We start from the raw sequence: 15,928 nt of genomic DNA on the forward strand, positions 1-15,928 counted from the left end.
TGTACAACTCAATAATAGCAGATTAATAAGAATTCAGGCTGATATGTATAACCGAGGAGTCATATATCTAACTGGTACAAACTTAAGGGAGTATATAGGTACCGTTAATGTTAAGTTTTATAGAGAATAGAAAGGAAACAACACATGACACAATTTAATGAATTTATTATCGCTTTTGCGACAGGCTTTTTAGCAGTAGCAGTAGGCAGTATCGTGAAAATGGTGAAAGACTATCTTTTGCGAAAAGGTGGAGAGAAAGCGGTAATCATCGCTGAAATCCTGGCCAAGAACGCAGTTCATGCCGTGGAGCAGGTGGCTGCTGAGACAGGTTATAAAGGTGATGAAAAATTGGCACAGGCTCGCACTAAAATCCGGGCAGAGCTGACCAAATATAAGATCAGCATGACCGATAAGGACTTGGATACCTTTGTGGAGTCCGCAGTGAAGCAGATGAACGACGCTTGGAGGGAGTAGAGATGGATATCGATACAAGCAGACTACGTACAGGCTTGCCCCAGGTTGGGGTACAGCCTTACCGACAAGTACATGCCCACTCAACAGGCAACCGCAACTCAACCGCTCAAAATGAGGCAGACTACCACTACAGAAAGAACCCTGAGCTTGGTTTCTTCTCTCATGTCGTTGGTAACGGCCGTGTCATGCAGGTCGGTCCTGTAAATAATGGTGCCTGGGACGTTGGGGGCGATTGGAATGCGGAAAGCTATGCGGCAGTTGAATTGATTGAAAGCCATTCAACTAAAGAAGAGTTCATGACAGACTACCGTCTCTATATCGAACTCTTACGCAATCTAGCAGATGAAGCAGGTTTGCCGAAAACGCTTGATACAAGCAGTTTGGAAGGTATCAAAACACATGAATACTGTACCAATAACCAACCAGACAACCATTCAGACCACGTTGACCCGTATCCTTATCTTGCCAAATGGGGCATTAGCCGTGAACAGTTCAAGCAGGATATTGAAAGTGGCTTGACAATTGAAACAGGTTGGAAGAAGAACGATATAGGCTATTGGTATGTACACTCAGACGGCTCTTATCCAAAAGACAAGTTTGAGAAGGTCAACGGCACCTGGTATTACTTCGACGGCTCAGGCTATATGCTTGCGAACCGCTGGAAGCAGCACACAGACGGCAACTGGTACTGGTTTGATAACTCAGGCGAAATGGCGACAGGCTGGAAGAAAATCGCTGACAAGTGGTATTATTTCGACGTAGAGGGCGCTATGAAGACAGGATGGGTCAAGTACAAGGAGACTTGGTACTACTTAGACGGTAAAGAAGGTGCCATGGTATCAAACGCCTTCGTCCAGTCCGCAGACGGAACAGGCTGGTACTACCTCAATGCAGACGGAACAATGGCAGACAAGCCAGAGTTTGAAATTGAGCCTGACGGGCTTATAACAACAAAATAAAAGGAAAGGAAAACTTTTCTAAAATGTTTATCTACCCCACAGGACTCGTCCTTGTGGGGATTTTTTTGTTAAAAAGAGTAAGAAACATTGACTTTTTTAAAGAAAGATGTCATAATCAAGTTAATTCAAAAAAATATTATGGAGCGAGTAGGAGGAATTTGGGATGTTAAAAAATACAAAACAACCTCAATACTTTAAGTCTTTTTTACTTGGTATGACAGCAATTGTATTGCCTGTTTTTAGCTTTAACCAGAACATTTCGAAAGTAAAAGCTGATACAGTCCCAGACTGGAAGAAAGTCAAAAGTGATTACAAGAAATCAACGATGGGCATTCAGAAAGAGGTAATGAAATTTGGATACCGAGAATAAAGATTTGATTGAAGTCAATAATATTGTTGATGAAGTCGAGCGCTTACCACATGAACAGCGTCAAGTAGTTTTACAGAAGTTGGAAATCTATCAAGGTGACCTACCTCATCCAGATATTCTCAAAGGATATAAAGAGCTATATCCGGATGCTGCTCAAAAGATTATTGATAATGGTATTGCAGAAAGCCAACATCGTAGAGAGATGGAAGATAAATACTTATCAGGGAATATTGCTTCTCATAAATTGGGACAGTTATTTGGCTTTTTAATCGCCCTCGTTGTTATTATTGGTGGAATTTACTTAATAGCAACAGATAAACAAATTGCAGGTAGTGTCTTAACTGGAACTACTGCATTAGGGCTAATTGGTTTGTTTACAGGGAATAATCAAAATAAAAACAAAGACAAAGAATAATTTTTCACCGCAGGCTCAGGCTTGCGGTTTTTTTATTTTTCAAAAACACACATTTTGAACGATTAGAAAGCAAAATCACAATCCTATTGTTCAAAAAAGCGTTTACATGAAGAATATGGAGAGGAAATCGTGGTGTATTATTGTCAAAAACGGTGTTTTGTTAAAAATAAAAAACAGTGACCGAAATCACTGCTTTTTAAGTTCCTGGGCGTATGTTATCATGCTGATAGCGTGTTTTAGACGCATATTCATAATATCCGATACACCATTTTTATACTTGTCCACGGCCTGAATAGACATGCCACAGTTTTTGCTAATAGCATAGGCTGTGGCGTTGTCTAAAAGCCAGCGGATAGCTTCAAGATCTACTGACATATATTACCTCGTAAAATACCAAACTGCAAATAGGAGTAGAAGAAGTCCAATAATAAATTCAACTTTTTCACGCTTGGTGGTTTTTCTAACTTTAAGATTTACTTTCATTGTTTTTCCTGTTATAATTTAAGTACACCCCCGAAGGGGTGGATAGTGATTTTTCACTATCCAAATTCGATGTGCCATTCAAAGCTGATTATAAATAAGTTTATTTTGACTACTAGCTTATTTGTTTTTGCTTTGAGTGGTTTCTTTTTGAACTTAAACATTTCATGTTCCTTTCTACTAGTTTCCTTGTCTAAGGTTTCCTCCTTAACCTTATGTATCCATTATACAACTTTGGTTGCATAATGTCAATAGTTTTGATGGAGTTTTTTTATTTTATTTTTAAAAGACTGTGAGTAATCACGGTTTTCTATTTATAAACTATTAGAATTAAATTGAAACCTTCTCAACTATACGGGCAAAGATGATTGTAAAAATGAATACGAAGATGAATACGATTTAAAAAAACGATGGAAATTAGTGTAAATGATTTTAACGAAAAATAAGTAAAAACTCAACTATTTACAAGTGATGATAACTATTTGTAAACGTTTTTCACTTATGGTATAATAAGCATTGTATTTATTGTATATGAATCTGGAGAAAAAATCAAAGATATTTTTGAAGGATAATATGAGAATAAGGGAGAATATATGACCTTAGAATGGGAAGAATTTCTAGATCCTTACATTCAAGCTGTTGGTGAGTTAAAGATTAAACTTCGTGGCATTCGTAAGCAATATCGTAAGCAAAATAAGCATTCTCCGATTGAATTTGTGACCGGTCGAGTCAAGCCAATTGAGAGTATAAAAGAAAAAATGGCCCGTCGTGGTATTACTTATGCGACCTTGGAGCACGATTTGCAGGATATTGCTGGTTTGCGTGTGATGGTCCAGTTTGTAGATGACGTTAAGGAAGTAGTGGAGATTTTGCACAAGCGTCAGGACATGCGAATCATACAGGAGCGAGATTACATTACTCATCGAAAAGCATCAGGCTATCGTTCCTATCATTTGGTAGTAGAATATATGGTTGATACCATCAATGGAGCCAAGACTATTTTGGCAGAAATTCAAATACGTACCTTGGCCATGAATTTCTGGGCAACGATAGAACATTCTCTCAACTACAAGTACCAAGGGGATTTCCCAGAGGAGATTAAGAAGCGACTGGAAATTACAGCTAGAATCGCCCATCAGTTGGATGAAGAAATGGGTGAAATTCGTGATGATATCCAAGAAGCCCAGGCACTTTTTGATCCTTTGAGTAGAAAATTAAATGACGGTGTAGGAAACAGTGACGATACAGATGAAGAATACAGGTAAACGAATTGACCTGATAGCCAATAGAAAACCGCAGAGTCAAAGGGTTTTGTATGAATTGCGAGATCGTTTGAAAAGAAATCAGTTTATACTCAATGATAGCAGTCCGGACATTGTCATTTCCATTGGTGGAGATGGCATGCTCTTATCGGCCTTTCATAAGTATGAAGACCAACTTGATAAGGTACGCTTTATCGGTCTTCATACAGGACATCTGGGCTTTTATACCGATTATCGTGATTTTGAGTTGGATAAGTTAATGACCAATTTGCAGCTAGATACCGGAGCAAGGGTTTCTTACCCTGTTCTAAATGTGAAGGTTTTTCTTGGAAATGGAGAGGTCAAGATTTTTCGTGCCCTCAATGAAGCCAGCATCCGCAGGTCTGATCGAACCATGGTGGCAGATATTGTCATCAATGGTGTTCCCTTTGAACGTTTTCGTGGAGACGGGCTAACAGTTTCAACACCGACTGGTAGTACGGCTTATAACAAGTCTCTTGGCGGTGCTGTTTTACACCCTACCATTGAAGCTTTGCAATTAACGGAAATTGCCAGCCTCAATAATCGTGTCTATCGAACGCTGGGCTCTTCCATTATCGTTCCTAAGAAGGATAAGATTGAACTCATTCCAACGAGAAATGATTACCATACCATTTCGGTTGACAATAGCGTTTATTCTTTCCGTAATATTGAGCGTATTGAGTATCAAATCGATCATCATAAGATTCACTTTGTCGCGACTCCTAGCCATACTAGTTTCTGGAACCGTGTTAAGGATGCCTTTATCGGCGAGGTGGACGAATGAGGTTTGAATTTATCGCAGATGAGCATGTCAAGGTTAAGACCTTCTTAAAAAAGCACGAGGTTTCTAAGGGGCTTCTGGCCAAGATTAAGTTTCGAGGTGGGGCTATTCTGGTCAATGACCAACAACAAAATGCAACCTATCTATTGGATCTTGGGGACCGCGTTACTATCGATATTCCCGCTGAGGAAGGCTTTGAAACCTTGGAAGCTATCGAGCGCCCACTGGATATTCTCTATGAGGATGACCACTTTCTAGTCTTGAATAAACCCTATGGAGTTGCCTCTATTCCTAGTGTTAACCACTCCAATACTATTGCCAATTTTATCAAGGGTTACTACGTCAAGCAAAATTACGAAAATCAGCAAGTTCACATTGTGACCAGGCTTGATAGGGATACTTCTGGCTCGATGCTCTTTGCCAAGCACGGCTATGCCCATGCACGATTGGACAAGCAGTTGCAGAAGAAGTCCATTGAAAAACGCTACTTTGCTTTGGTTAAAGGTGATGGACACTTGGAGTCAGAGGGGGAAATTATTGCCCCGATTGCGCGTGATGAAGACTCCATTATTACCAGACGGGTGGCTAAAGGTGGAAAATATGCCCATACTTCCTACAAGATTGTAGCTTCTTATGGAAATATCCACTTGGTCGACATTCGGCTGCACACTGGTCGAACCCACCAAATTCGAGTCCACTTTTCTCATATTGGTTTTCCTTTGTTGGGCGATGATTTGTACGGTGGTAGTCTGGACGACGGCATCCAACGTCAGGCCCTGCATTGCCATTACCTATTCTTTTATCATCCATTTTTAGAGCAAGATTTGCAGTTAGAAAGTCCCTTGCCGGATGATTTCAGCAACCTTATTACCCAGTTATCAACTAATACTCTATAAAAACTGTTTCAGAGTATAATTATTATCTTAAAGGAGAAAACTCATGGAAGTTTTTGAAAGTCTCAAAGCCAACCTTGTTGGTAAAAATGCTCGTATCGTTCTCCCTGAAGGGGAAGAGCCACGTATTCTTCAAGCGACTAAACGTTTGGTAAAAGAAACAGAAGTGATTCCTGTTTTGTTAGGAAATCCTGAAAAAATTAAAATTTATCTTGAAATTGAAGGGATCATGGATGGTTATGAAGTCATTGACCCTCAACATTATCCTCAATTTGAAGAAATGGTTGCTGCCTTGGTGGAGCGTCGCAAGGGCAAAATGTCTGAAGAAGATGCACGCAAGGTTTTGGTTGAAGATGTAAACTACTTTGGTGTTATGTTGGTTTACTTGGGCTTGGTTGATGGAATGGTGTCAGGTGCGATTCATTCAACTGCTTCAACAGTTCGTCCAGCCCTACAAATCATTAAAACTCGTCCAAATGTAACTCGTACTTCAGGTGCCTTCCTCATGGTTCGTGGCTCTGAACGTTACCTATTTGGAGACTGTGCTATCAACATCAATCCAGATGCAGAAGCTTTGGCTGAAATTGCCATCAACTCAGCAATCACAGCTAAGATGTTTGGAATCGAGCCTAAAATTGCTATGCTAAGCTATTCTACTAAAGGTTCAGGTTTTGGTGAAAGCGTTGATAAGGTCGTTGAAGCAACTAAAATTGCTCACGACTTGCGCCCTGACCTTGAAATCGATGGTGAGTTGCAATTTGATGCAGCCTTTGTTCCTGAAACTGCAGCTTTGAAAGCTCCTGGAAGTACGGTAGCTGGTCAAGCAAATGTCTTCATCTTCCCAGGTATCGAGGCAGGAAATATCGGATACAAGATGGCTGAACGTCTTGGTGGCTTTGCGGCAGTAGGTCCTGTTTTGCAAGGTTTGAACAAGCCTGTTAACGACCTCTCTCGTGGATGTAATGCAGATGATGTTTACAAGTTAACCCTTATCACAGCAGCTCAAGCAGTTCATCAATAGTGAAAACTATAAAGCGATATACTATGCTATACTGTAGTTATGAAACCATGTACGAAAAGCACTGCCATTAACTCCTGAGAACTAAATTACTGATTGGTGTCAAAAAGGACAACTTCCAAGCGATGATATCCTGTCTATATACGACCTATAGAAATCTGTAATATACATGTCCGTAAAACGATAAATTCCCTTTTTGATTTTAAATGAGTATGAAAAGAGAATTTTTTCATGAGAAAACGCATAATATTGAGTGTTTTGACACCTGCTATTATGCGTTTTTTATAATTTTTGCACCTTTCTTAGCCTTTGTTATCGACAAGTATTGTTTTCTAGCTTCTTGTTTTTAGAATGGCAATTTCCCAGCGAAAGCACCCAGTTTTTTCTTGGTAGTTTTATCGATTTGTTCAAGAGCAGAGTTGATGGCTTGAACGGTCATATCAGAAAGAGTTTCAAGGTCCTCTGGGTCAACGACAGCTGGATTAAAGTCAATGCTGACAACTTTCTTATCTCCAGTTAAGGTCGCTTGGACAAGGTCTTGAGCAGATTTGCCAACAAATTGCATGGCAGCAAGTTCGGCCTGGCTTTGTTCCATTTGTTTTTGAAGTTTTTGTGCTTGACGCATCATGTTTTGCATGTTCATCATAAGATTTCTAAAGTTCCTTTCATCTCAAGGGGATAATCCTTGTTGTTAACAAGTGCCTGATTTTCTCTCCTAATTGTTATTAGTAGCATAGCCATCAAGCCCAAGTATTGATTTTATTATACCATTTTTTTAAGACATAGTCTTTTATTGGTGAGAGTTATTTATATCAAGGAGTGATTAGAAATAAATTAAAATAATTATTTTTGTTAAGAGGGGCTCTATTCTAGTTTCATGGAAATGATTTTACTAAAGGTTTGTATGCTTTGTCTACAAACATGGTACCTCTATCTATTTTCGGATAAATAGTTGTCTATTATTATTTTTATGCTAATAGTAAAATCTAAATGGTAGCCTACGATTTTTTAGAAAGAAAATGGTACAATATTTCTAAGAGAAAATACAATGGGAGGGAAAATGAGGTTATTACCTATAAGAAAAATATCACGTCAGTCTAAAAGGTTAGCACTTTTTTTGACGTTTTGTGCTGGATATGTGGATGCTTACACTTTTATTGTTCGCGGGAATACCCTTGTAGCTGGACAAACTGGAAATGTTGTCTTTCTTTCGGTAGAGCTAATACAGAATAATGTTTCGGATGTTAGGGATAAGCTTTTAACCTTAATAGCGTTTATGCTGGGAGTTTTTTTACTAACCATTTATAGGGAAAAATTGAGAATTGTGAAAAAGCCAATTCTGTCACTGATTCCTTTGGTAATCTTATCAATAATTATTGCTTTTGTGCCACAAACTGTAGATAATATCTATCTAGTGCCGCCCTTGGCCTTCTGTATGGGACTGGTGACAACTGCCTTTGGTGAGGTTTCGGGTATTGCTTATAATAATGCCTTTATGACAGGGAATATCAAACGAACAATGCTAGCTTTTGGAAATTATTTCCGAACTAAGCACACTCCTTTTTTGCGTGAAGGGTTCATATTTGTTAGCCTGCTTAGTAGTTTTATCCTTGGCGTTGTCTTTTCAGCCTATTTGACGATTTTCTATCATGAAAAGACCATTCTTGGTGTTCCTATTATGATGAGCATTTTTTATATCAGCATGCTTTTTGCCTCGTGGCGGAAAAAAGTAAAAGAAAAAGCTTGATTTTAGGTGTTATTACTTGTAAGAAAATAGGAGATATGCTATACTTAGAGAGTTGACTATGCACAATCCTGTGCAACCGCACGAACATCGTTGCTCGTCGTAGAACAAATTTAAACTTTGTTCTACATAGAGCTCTTCTTTTAAGTGGTTCGTCCCACGATGCTAGGCGAGTCTTCACAAAAAGTCGGGGAAACCCATAAAAATCATAGGAGGTGCATAATGAGCACATACGCAATTATCAAAACTGGCGGAAAACAAGTTAAAGTTGAAGTTGGTCAAGCAGTTTACGTTGAAAAATTGAACGTTGAAGCTGGTCAAGAAGTTACTTTTAACGAAGTTGTTCTTGTTGGTGGTGAAAACACTGTTGTCGGAACTCCACTTGTTGCTGGAGCTACTGTGGTTGGAACTGTTGAAAAACAAGGAAAACAAAAGAAAGTGGTTACTTACAAGTACAAACCTAAAAAAGGTAGCCACCGTAAACAAGGTCACCGTCAACCATATACTAAAGTTGTCATCAACGCAATCAACGCTTAATTTTAAGGAGAACACATGATACAAGCAGTCTTTGAGAGAGCCGAAGATGGCGAGCTGAGGAATGCGGAAATTACTGGACACGCCGAGAGTGGCGAATGCGGCTTAGATGTCGTGTGTGCATCGGTTTCTACGCTTGCCATTAACTTTATCAATTCTATTGAGAAATTTGCAGGCTATGAACCAATCCTAGAATTAAACGAAGATGAAGGTGGTTATCTGATGGTTGAAATTCCAAAAGATCTTCCTTCACACCAGAGAGAAATGACCCAGTTATTCTTTGAATCATTTTTCTTAGGTATGGCAAACTTATCGGAGAACTCGTCTGAGTTCGTCCAAACCAGAGTTATCACAGAAAACTAACACGGAGGAAAACATTATGTTAAAAATGACTCTTAACAACTTGCAACTTTTCGCCCACAAAAAAGGTGGAGGTTCTACATCAAACGGACGTGATTCACAAGCAAAACGTCTTGGAGCTAAAGCAGCTGACGGACAAACTGTAACAGGTGGATCAATCCTTTACCGTCAACGTGGTACACACATCTATCCAGGTGTAAACGTTGGTCGTGGCGGAGACGATACTTTGTTCGCTAAAGTTGAAGGCGTAGTACGCTTTGAACGTAAAGGACGCGATAAAAAACAAGTTTCTGTTTACCCAATCGCTAAATAAAAAGGTTCAGTGAACCTTTTTATCCCGAGCCTTGAACTGTAAAGGCGAGGAAGCTAGAAGTAGCATTAAATAAGGCTTTCCGAGTTTTCGGAGAGCCTGTTTTTTGTTTGGTACCCATACTTTTTAATATAGTAAAATGAAATAAGAACTGGTATCTGGTTTCAAATATTGGCTTGTCATCCCTTCACTTGTCTGAATGGCTTGAGCCGTTCCTTCTGATAAGGAAAAAGATATTCTTTAGCGAGAATCCAAGATAACAGATGGAGAGAAAAATAACCCAGTCTGAAGCACATTAGATGGGAGTTGTTGGAAAGCAGTCATCTAGTTTTTCTTTGCTGCTTTGGCTTTTTCTTTGTCATCAGGGAAAGTGACTTGCTTCAAATCAGGGAGTTTAGGAAATTCTTCAAACATCTTGCCCAAGTTGTCTCATTTTGTAAATTTTACAGTCATAGGTGTACCTCGATTCTAAATTCTACCTTTTCGGCACCAATTAGTAATTTAAAGTTCTCAGGAGTTAGTTGCATTGCTTTTTCATACATAAGCATAGTATGACACTTTATGGTTACCGAACAAGTCTAATCACTCCTTTCAAACTTTTGAAGATGTCCTACAAGTTTTTGAGAAGAATATTGCAAAGTTCATAGTTAAGCAACGATAGAGTGAAGTGCTTTTTGAAAACAGCTACACTTCAGGTGAAAAAAACGACATTTCAGATTTTCTGTTCCAGAAATAGCTATCGCTATGATATAATTATTTTATGATTATTACTATTCCTATAAAAAACCAAAAAGATATTGGCACACCATCTGATTCAGTCGTTGTTCTCGGCTATTTTGATGGCATACATAAGGGGCATCAAGAATTATTTCGTGTTGCCAACAAGGCTGCGAGAAAGGATTTATTGCCTATCGTCGTTATGACCTTTAATGAATCTCCAAAGATCGCTTTAGAGCCTTATCATCCAGATTTGTTTTTGCATATTTTGAACCCTGCTGAACGTGAAAGAAAATTAAAGCGCGAAGGTGTAGAAGAATTATATCTCCTTGATTTTAGTAGTCAATTCGCTAGTCTCACGGCAGAAGAATTTTTTGCAACTTATATCAAGGCTATGAATGCCAAAATTATTGTTGCAGGTTTTGATTATACATTTGGTTCTGACAAAAAAACAGCAGAAGATTTAAAGGATTACTTTGATGGAGAAGTTATCATTGTTCCACCTGTAGAAGATGAGAAAGGAAAGATTAGTTCAACTCGTATCCGTCAAGCTATTTTAGATGGAGATGTGAAAGAAGCAGGAAAACTTTTGGGGGCACCGCTTCCATCAAGAGGTATGGTGGTTCATGGTAATGCTCGTGGTCGTACAATTGGTTATCCGACAGCGAATTTAGTGCTTTTAGACCGTACTTATATGCCAGCAGATGGCGTTTATGTCGTTGATGTTGAGATTCAAAGACAGAAGTATCGTGCTATGGCTAGTGTCGGGAAAAATGTGACCTTTGATGGAGAAGAAGCACGTTTTGAAGTCAATATTTTTGATTTTAATCAAGATATTTATGGGGAAACCGTCATGGTTTATTGGCTTGATTGCATTCGAGATATGACCAAATTTGACTCAGTTGACCAATTAGTGGATCAGTTAAAGACTGATGAAGAAGTAACTCGGAATTGGTCTTAAGAGCTTGAGTAAATAAAACAAAAAAGAGGTTGTCTGTAACCCAAAAGATAGATGATGTAGTCTAACTTTTGAGATCACTACACTACCTCTTTTTATTCTTTTTCAAAGGTGAATCCTTCTCCTAGGATTTCATGGGCTTCTGTAATGGTTATAAAGGCTTGAGGATCGATTCGATGAATCATTTCTTTCATTTTCACAATCTCATTTCTACCGACAATACAGTAGATGATTTTCAAATTTTCTTTACTATAGTAGCCGTGACCAGAAATAAAAGTAACACCTCTTCCGAGGTCATCATTAATTGCCTTAGCAAGTTGGTCAGGACGTTTTGTGATAATCATAAAGCCTTTGCCGGCATATCCTCCTTCACCAATCAAATCAATAACACGAGAAACAATAAAATCAAACAAAAGCGTGTAGGAAACCAATCTCAAATCCTTGAAGATTAGGAGAATCAACATGAGAATACAAAAATCTAAGATAAAGAGCAGTTTTCCTATGGATATATGAGTGTATTTGTTGAGAATACGAGCTAGAATATCAGTTCCGCCAGTTGTACCTCCAGCATTAAAAATAATTCCAAGGCCAATTCCTAATAGGATTCCCGCTATAAGGGCTGTGATTAGTAAATCACCTTGAAGATCAATATGAAGGGGAATATGCTCAAAAAAAGCTAACCAGGCGGACAAAGCTAATGTTCCTAGTAAACTAGAATAGAGGGATTTAGCTCCAAAGATCTTCCAAGCTAGGATGAAAAGGGGAATGTTAATCAGCAGGTTCATGAGGGAAACAGGGATTTTAAAAAGATAAAAGGTGATGAGGGTAATGCCTGTCGCCCCTCCTTCAAAGAGATGATGGGGAACTACAAAATAAGTCAGTCCAAAAGCATAAATAGCAGCACCTAGTAAAATGGTAAAAATGGGGTAAATTTTTTTAATCATAGGACACCTCTTTTCTTATAAGTTGATTATATCAAATTTTACGGAAAATTTGATTGACTCCATTAGGATTTTTAATCTTTTTTTTGATATAATTAGAAGCAAGGAAACCAATCTGAATCCTAAAATAGAAAGATTGATACTATGACAAAAATTAAGATTGTAACCGATTCATCTGTTACTATTGAACCTGAACTAGTAAAGCAATTAGATATTACAATTGTTCCATTATCTGTAATGATTGATAATGTTGTTTATTCTGATGCTGATTTGAAAGAAGAAGGTAAATTTCTTCACTTGATGCAAGAAGCTAAGAATCTTCCGAAAACAAGCCAGCCGCCTGTAGGTGTCTTTGCTGAAGTGTTTGAAAACCTATGCAAGGATGGTAGCCAGATTCTTGCTATTCATATGTCCCATGCTCTTTCGGGTACTGTAGAAGCAGCGCGTCAAGGTGCTAGCCTATCTACTGCCGACGTGACTGTTGTTGATAGTTCCTTCACTGACCAAGCCCTGAAATTCCAAGTTGTTGAGGCTGCGAAGTTAGCTCAAGAAGGTAAAGATATGGAGACAATTTTATCTCATGTAGAAGAGGTTAAAAACCATACAGAGCTTTATATTGGTGTTTCAACTTTGGAAAATCTTGTCAAAGGTGGACGAATTGGCCGTGTAACTGGATTGTTGAGCTCCCTTCTCAATATCCGTGTTGTCATGCAAATGAAAGACCATGAATTGCAGCCAATGGTTAAAGGTCGTGGAGCTAAAACCTTTAAAAAATGGTTAGATGAGTTGATAACATCTCTCTCTGAACGTTCTGTAGCAGAGATTGGAATTTCATATTCTGGTAGTGATGATTGGGCAAAAGAGATGAAAGAAAGCTTACAAGCTTATGTTGAAAAGCCAATTTCTGTTTTGGAAACGGGTTCCATTATTCAAACTCACACAGGTGAGAACGCTTGGGCTATTTTGGTACGTTACCATTCCTAAAAAAATAAAGAAAATGGGAAGAAATAGCGTTTTTAACTTGACCTAAAAGGGATTTTAGGATATGATTATATTTGTTAATTAGAAATTATTTGGAGGAATCGTTAACATGGCAAACAAACAAGATTTGATCGCTAAAGTAGCAGAAGCTACAGAATTGACTAAGAAAGACTCAGCAGCAGCAGTTGAAGCTGTATTTGCAGCAGTAGCTGACTATCTTGCAGCTGGTGAAAAAGTTCAATTGATCGGTTTTGGTAACTTTGAAGTTCGTGAGCGTGCAGAACGTAAAGGTCGCAACCCACAAACTGGTAAAGAAATGACAATTGCAGCTTCTAAAGTTCCAGCATTCAAAGCTGGTAAAGCTCTTAAAGACGCTGTTAAATAATCAGCCTTTAAAAAGCCTATTGTATCAAGCTTTCTAGCTTGGTCAGTAGGCTTTTTAATTATGAAATCTAGTAATAAATAGAGTTAAAAAGTTGAATGCTCCGAAAATATTGTATATATAGTAGTTGAATCTAAAATAGTACGAAACAATTTCTAAAACATTTATAGAAATTAATTTTACTTCCTCAATCGATTTGTTCTCATCTTATTTCAATCCGCTATACGTACGTATATAATGAAAAGAATTAAATAATAGAATTGTGCGATAACTATTTGAAGCAAGATTAGCTTATTAGAAAATCCAACAAGATAGCGAAGGAATCCAATACAAATTTTACATAATTTATTTTATGTTACAAGTTCTTCGCTAAAATACTTACGATTATCTTGAATGCCTTAGGGAAACATGCTATACTGTTTGTATGATTATTTTACAAGCTAATAAAATTGAACGTTCTTTTGCAGGAGAGGTTCTTTTCGATAATATTAACCTGCAGGTTGATGAACGAGACCGGATTGCCCTTGTTGGGAAAAATGGTGCAGGTAAGTCTACTCTTTTGAAGATTTTAGTTGGAGAAGAGGAGCTAACTAGCGGAGAAATCAATAAGAAAAAAGATATTTCTCTGTCTTACCTAGCCCAAGATAGCCGTTTTGAGTCTGAAAATACCATCTACGATGAGATGCTTCATGTCTTTGATGACTTGCGTCGGACTGAGAAACAACTTCGTCAGATGGAGCTGGAGATGGGTGAAAAGTCTGGTGAGGACTTAAATAAGCTGATGTCAGATTACGACCGCTTATCTGAAAATTTTCACCAAGCAGGTGGCTTTACCTATGAAGCTGATATTCGAGCGATTTTGAATGGTTTCAAGTTTGACGAGTCTATGTGGCAGATGAAAATAGCTGAACTTTCAGGTGGTCAAAATACTCGTTTGGCACTTGCTAAAATGCTCCTTGAAAAGCCCAATCTTTTGGTATTGGACGAACCAACCAACCACTTGGATATTGAAACCATTGCCTGGCTAGAGAATTACTTGGTAAACTATAGCGGTGCCCTCATTATTGTTAGCCACGACCGTTATTTCTTGGATAAGGTTGCGACGATTACGCTAGATTTGACCAAGCATTCCTTGGATCGCTATGTAGGGAATTACTCTCGTTTTGTTGAGTTGAAGGAGCAGAAGCTAGCTACTGAGGCAAAAAATTATGAAAAGCAACAGAAGGAGATTGCGGCTCTGGAAGACTTTGTCAATCGCAATCTAGTCCGAGCTTCAACGACCAAACGTGCCCAATCTCGACGTAAACAACTGGAAAAAATGGAACGTTTGGATAAACCTGAAGCTGGCAAGAAAGCAGCCAATATGACCTTCCAGTCGGAAAAAAACTCTGGTAATGTTGTATTGACTGTTGAAAATGCGGCTATTGGTTATGACGGGGAAGTCTTGTCACAACCTATCAACCTAGATCTTCGTAAGATGAATGCTGTCGCTATCGTTGGTCCAAATGGTATCGGCAAGTCAACCTTTATCAAGTCTATTGTGGACCAGATTCCTTTTATCAAGGGGGAAAAGCGCTTTGGCGCTAATGTTGAGGTTGGTTACTATGACCAGACCCAAAGCAAGCTGACACCAAGTAATACTGTACTGGATGAACTCTGGAATGATTTTAAGTTGACACCAGAAGTTGAAATCCGTAACCGTCTAGGTGCCTTCCTTTTCTCAGGAGATGATGTCAAAAAATCAGTTGGCATGCTGTCTGGTGGCGAAAAAGCTCGTTTGCTTTTAGCTAAATTGTCTATGGAAAACAATAACTTTTTGATTCTGGATGAGCCGACCAACCACTTGGATATTGATAGTAAGGAAGTGCTAGAAAATGCCTTGATTGACTTTGATGGTACCTTGCTTTTTGTCAGTCATGATCGTTACTTTATCAATCGTGTGGCAACTCATGTTTTGGAATTGTCTGAGAATGGTTCAACTCTCTACCTTGGAGATTACGACTACTATGTTGAGAAGAAAGCAACAGCAGAAATGAGTCAGACTGAGGAAGCTTCAACTAGCAATCAAGCAAAGGAAGCAAGTCCAGTCAATGACTATCAGGCCCAGAAAGAAAGTCAAAAAGAAGTTCGCAAACTCATGCGACAAATCGAAAGTCTAGAAGCTGAAATTGAAGAGCTAGAAAGTCAAAGCCAAGCCATTTCTGAACAAATGTTGGAAACAAACGATGCCGACAAACTCATGGAATTACAGGCTGAGCTGGACAAAATCAGCCATCGTCAGGAAGAAGCTATGCTTGAGTGGGAAGAATTATCAGATCAGGTGTAAAG

At 38.6% G+C, this 15,928-nt stretch carries 19 protein-coding genes, 1 pseudogene and 1 other annotated feature; of the genes and pseudogenes, 16 read left to right on the forward strand and 4 right to left on the reverse strand.

Going from position 1 to position 15,928, the window contains the following annotated elements; all coding sequences use genetic code 11:
* Positions 1-144 precede the first annotated feature (144 nt).
* The 4 genes from HT693_RS06985 to HT693_RS07000 all read left to right on the forward strand — a co-directional run bounded on the left by HT693_RS06985 (position 145) and on the right by HT693_RS07000 (position 2,218).
* On the forward strand, positions 145-474 hold the full coding sequence (locus HT693_RS06985; RefSeq protein WP_023938735.1) for a phage holin: 330 nt from the start codon (positions 145-147) through the stop codon (positions 472-474).
* 2 nt (positions 475-476) lie between these two features.
* Positions 477-1,433 carry an N-acetylmuramoyl-L-alanine amidase family protein gene (locus tag HT693_RS06990; protein ID WP_172925066.1) on the forward strand — a complete coding sequence of 319 codons (957 nt, stop codon included), beginning with the start codon at positions 477-479 and terminating at the stop codon, positions 1,431-1,433.
* 163 nt (positions 1,434-1,596) lie between these two features.
* Positions 1,597-1,803 carry a hypothetical protein gene (locus tag HT693_RS06995; RefSeq protein WP_000917045.1) on the forward strand — a complete coding sequence of 69 codons (207 nt, stop codon included), beginning with the start codon at positions 1,597-1,599 and terminating at the stop codon, positions 1,801-1,803.
* The gene (locus HT693_RS07000) at positions 1,787-2,218 is read left to right on the forward strand and encodes a DUF2335 domain-containing protein (RefSeq protein WP_000379281.1); all 432 of its coding nucleotides are present in this window, start codon (positions 1,787-1,789) and stop codon (positions 2,216-2,218) included. Before HT693_RS06995 ends, HT693_RS07000 begins: the two co-directional genes overlap by 17 nt.
* Before the next feature lie 186 nt (positions 2,219-2,404).
* On the opposite strand, the gene HT693_RS07005 is transcribed toward HT693_RS07000, so the two are convergent.
* Complete coding sequence (locus tag HT693_RS07005) at positions 2,405-2,593, reverse strand: hypothetical protein (protein ID WP_050302761.1); 189 nt, start codon at positions 2,591-2,593, stop codon at positions 2,405-2,407.
* Between the two features lie 698 nt (positions 2,594-3,291).
* Here HT693_RS07005 and HT693_RS07010 point away from each other — a divergent pair.
* Genes HT693_RS07010 through pta form a run of 4 tightly spaced genes read left to right on the forward strand, consistent with a single transcriptional unit; the run spans position 3,292 to position 6,676 of the window.
* Positions 3,292-3,963, forward strand: a complete 672-nt coding sequence (locus HT693_RS07010; protein WP_000171679.1) for a GTP pyrophosphokinase family protein — start codon at positions 3,292-3,294, stop codon at positions 3,961-3,963.
* Positions 3,947-4,765: an NAD kinase gene (locus tag HT693_RS07015; protein ID WP_000799048.1), complete on the forward strand. Its 819-nt coding sequence runs from the start codon at positions 3,947-3,949 to the stop codon at positions 4,763-4,765. Before HT693_RS07010 ends, HT693_RS07015 begins: the two co-directional genes overlap by 17 nt.
* Positions 4,762-5,658 carry an RluA family pseudouridine synthase gene (locus tag HT693_RS07020; RefSeq protein ID WP_172925067.1) on the forward strand — a complete coding sequence of 299 codons (897 nt, stop codon included), beginning with the start codon at positions 4,762-4,764 and terminating at the stop codon, positions 5,656-5,658. Before HT693_RS07015 ends, HT693_RS07020 begins: the two co-directional genes overlap by 4 nt.
* A gap of 43 nt (positions 5,659-5,701) precedes the next feature.
* The gene (gene pta, locus HT693_RS07025; protein WP_000451579.1) at positions 5,702-6,676 is read left to right on the forward strand and encodes a phosphate acetyltransferase; all 975 of its coding nucleotides are present in this window, start codon (positions 5,702-5,704) and stop codon (positions 6,674-6,676) included.
* Positions 6,677-7,019: 343 nt separating this feature from the next.
* Here the strand turns inward: pta and HT693_RS07030 are convergent, their stop codons facing one another.
* Entirely contained in the window at positions 7,020-7,319 is a 300-nt protein-coding gene (locus HT693_RS07030) for a YbaB/EbfC family nucleoid-associated protein (protein ID WP_054392792.1), read from the reverse strand.
* A gap of 402 nt (positions 7,320-7,721) precedes the next feature.
* On the opposite strand from HT693_RS07030, the gene HT693_RS07035 reads away from it, so the two are divergent.
* From HT693_RS07035 to rpmA, 4 genes are all read left to right on the forward strand, one after another.
* Positions 7,722-8,420 (forward strand): YoaK family protein, encoded by a 699-nt coding sequence (locus HT693_RS07035; RefSeq protein ID WP_000509046.1) that lies wholly within the window; start codon positions 7,722-7,724, stop codon positions 8,418-8,420.
* 64 nt (positions 8,421-8,484) lie between these two features.
* Positions 8,485-8,604 (forward strand) — a sequence feature (ribosomal protein L21 leader region).
* 35 nt (positions 8,605-8,639) lie between these two features.
* Entirely contained in the window at positions 8,640-8,954 is a 315-nt protein-coding gene (rplU, locus tag HT693_RS07040; RefSeq protein WP_000109141.1) for a 50S ribosomal protein L21, read from the forward strand.
* Positions 8,955-8,969: 15 nt separating this feature from the next.
* On the forward strand, positions 8,970-9,314 hold the full coding sequence (locus HT693_RS07045) for a ribosomal-processing cysteine protease Prp (protein WP_000613692.1): 345 nt from the start codon (positions 8,970-8,972) through the stop codon (positions 9,312-9,314).
* A gap of 16 nt (positions 9,315-9,330) precedes the next feature.
* Positions 9,331-9,624 (forward strand): 50S ribosomal protein L27, encoded by a 294-nt coding sequence (rpmA, locus tag HT693_RS07050; RefSeq protein ID WP_000916509.1) that lies wholly within the window; start codon positions 9,331-9,333, stop codon positions 9,622-9,624.
* 138 nt (positions 9,625-9,762) lie between these two features.
* Here rpmA and HT693_RS07055 read toward each other — a convergent pair.
* Positions 9,763-9,903, reverse strand: a pseudogene (locus tag HT693_RS07055) (TIGR03943 family protein); the annotation flags it as partial.
* A 478-nt stretch (positions 9,904-10,381) separates the two neighbouring features.
* Here HT693_RS07055 and HT693_RS07060 point away from each other — a divergent pair.
* Positions 10,382-11,299, forward strand: coding sequence for a bifunctional riboflavin kinase/FAD synthetase (locus tag HT693_RS07060; RefSeq protein ID WP_172925068.1), 918 nt, complete (start codon positions 10,382-10,384; stop codon positions 11,297-11,299).
* A gap of 92 nt (positions 11,300-11,391) precedes the next feature.
* Here HT693_RS07060 and HT693_RS07065 read toward each other — a convergent pair whose 3' ends face one another.
* A complete protein-coding gene (locus tag HT693_RS07065; RefSeq protein WP_000592055.1) occupies positions 11,392-12,240 on the reverse strand; it encodes a YitT family protein in 849 nt (282 codons plus the stop codon).
* Between the two features lie 141 nt (positions 12,241-12,381).
* Between HT693_RS07065 and HT693_RS07070 the strand changes: the two genes are divergently transcribed.
* From HT693_RS07070 to HT693_RS07080, 3 genes are all read left to right on the forward strand, one after another.
* Positions 12,382-13,221, forward strand: a complete 840-nt coding sequence (locus HT693_RS07070; RefSeq protein WP_050207568.1) for a DegV family protein — start codon at positions 12,382-12,384, stop codon at positions 13,219-13,221.
* 106 nt (positions 13,222-13,327) lie between these two features.
* Positions 13,328-13,603 (forward strand): HU family DNA-binding protein, encoded by a 276-nt coding sequence (locus HT693_RS07075; RefSeq protein ID WP_001284639.1) that lies wholly within the window; start codon positions 13,328-13,330, stop codon positions 13,601-13,603.
* 421 nt (positions 13,604-14,024) lie between these two features.
* Entirely contained in the window at positions 14,025-15,926 is a 1,902-nt protein-coding gene (locus HT693_RS07080; protein ID WP_050254416.1) for an ABC-F family ATP-binding cassette domain-containing protein, read from the forward strand.
* The last annotated feature ends 2 nt before the right edge of the window (positions 15,927-15,928 follow it).

The organism is Streptococcus sp. 2154, from assembly GCF_013277255.1.
Lineage (GTDB): Bacteria > Bacillota > Bacilli > Lactobacillales > Streptococcaceae > Streptococcus > Streptococcus pseudopneumoniae.

Coding starts and splice junctions, on each gene's coding strand:
- HT693_RS06985 (WP_023938735.1), top strand. CDS start 145: ATGACACAATTTAATGAATTTATTATCGCTTTTGCGACAGGCTTTTTA.
- HT693_RS06990 (WP_172925066.1), top strand. CDS start 477: ATGGATATCGATACAAGCAGACTACGTACAGGCTTGCCCCAGGTTGGG.
- HT693_RS06995 (WP_000917045.1), top strand. CDS start 1,597: ATGTTAAAAAATACAAAACAACCTCAATACTTTAAGTCTTTTTTACTT.
- HT693_RS07005 (WP_050302761.1), bottom strand. CDS start 2,593: ATGTCAGTAGATCTTGAAGCTATCCGCTGGCTTTTAGACAACGCCACA.
- HT693_RS07010 (WP_000171679.1), top strand. CDS start 3,292: ATGACCTTAGAATGGGAAGAATTTCTAGATCCTTACATTCAAGCTGTT.
- HT693_RS07015 (WP_000799048.1), top strand. CDS start 3,947: ATGAAGAATACAGGTAAACGAATTGACCTGATAGCCAATAGAAAACCG.
- HT693_RS07020 (WP_172925067.1), top strand. CDS start 4,762: ATGAGGTTTGAATTTATCGCAGATGAGCATGTCAAGGTTAAGACCTTC.
- pta (WP_000451579.1), top strand. CDS start 5,702: ATGGAAGTTTTTGAAAGTCTCAAAGCCAACCTTGTTGGTAAAAATGCT.
- HT693_RS07030 (WP_054392792.1), bottom strand. CDS start 7,319: ATGATGAACATGCAAAACATGATGCGTCAAGCACAAAAACTTCAAAAA.
- HT693_RS07035 (WP_000509046.1), top strand. CDS start 7,722: ATGGGAGGGAAAATGAGGTTATTACCTATAAGAAAAATATCACGTCAG.
- rplU (WP_000109141.1), top strand. CDS start 8,640: ATGAGCACATACGCAATTATCAAAACTGGCGGAAAACAAGTTAAAGTT.
- HT693_RS07045 (WP_000613692.1), top strand. CDS start 8,970: ATGATACAAGCAGTCTTTGAGAGAGCCGAAGATGGCGAGCTGAGGAAT.
- rpmA (WP_000916509.1), top strand. CDS start 9,331: ATGTTAAAAATGACTCTTAACAACTTGCAACTTTTCGCCCACAAAAAA.
- HT693_RS07060 (WP_172925068.1), top strand. CDS start 10,382: ATGATTATTACTATTCCTATAAAAAACCAAAAAGATATTGGCACACCA.
- HT693_RS07065 (WP_000592055.1), bottom strand. CDS start 12,240: ATGATTAAAAAAATTTACCCCATTTTTACCATTTTACTAGGTGCTGCT.
- HT693_RS07070 (WP_050207568.1), top strand. CDS start 12,382: ATGACAAAAATTAAGATTGTAACCGATTCATCTGTTACTATTGAACCT.
- HT693_RS07075 (WP_001284639.1), top strand. CDS start 13,328: ATGGCAAACAAACAAGATTTGATCGCTAAAGTAGCAGAAGCTACAGAA.
- HT693_RS07080 (WP_050254416.1), top strand. CDS start 14,025: ATGATTATTTTACAAGCTAATAAAATTGAACGTTCTTTTGCAGGAGAG.